General features: G+C 59.8%; 1 pseudogene. It reads left to right on the top strand.

Annotated elements, in window-relative coordinates:
* Window positions 1-229 (top strand): annotated as a pseudogene (locus tag DY926_RS15530) (DDE-type integrase/transposase/recombinase); the annotation flags it as partial.
* Between the last annotated feature and the right edge of the window lie 97 nt (window positions 230-326).

The raw sequence follows: 326 nt of genomic DNA on the forward strand, positions 1-326 counted from the left end.
CACTCGCAAGGTGCTGTCCTGGCGTCTGTCGAACACGATGGACGCGGAGTTCTGTATTGAGGCACTCCGGGATGCGCTGATGCGTTACGGCACCCCGGAGATTTTCAACACGGACCAGGGCTCACAATTCACGACGCCCCGTTTTACCGGTATCCTGGAAGAACGTCAGATCCGCATTAGCATGGACGGGCGTGGGCGCTGGCTGGACGAACGCCTGATGAGGCGTATCATGGCGCGTCGACGCCATCTGGTCCGGGGTTAACCCCGGACCAGATGGCCAACAGCAACGCCGTCAGAATGGCGGCATAACAACAACCGGGTATAGC

This window comes from Komagataeibacter melaceti (assembly GCF_003403295.1).
GTDB lineage: Bacteria > Pseudomonadota > Alphaproteobacteria > Acetobacterales > Acetobacteraceae > Komagataeibacter > Komagataeibacter melaceti.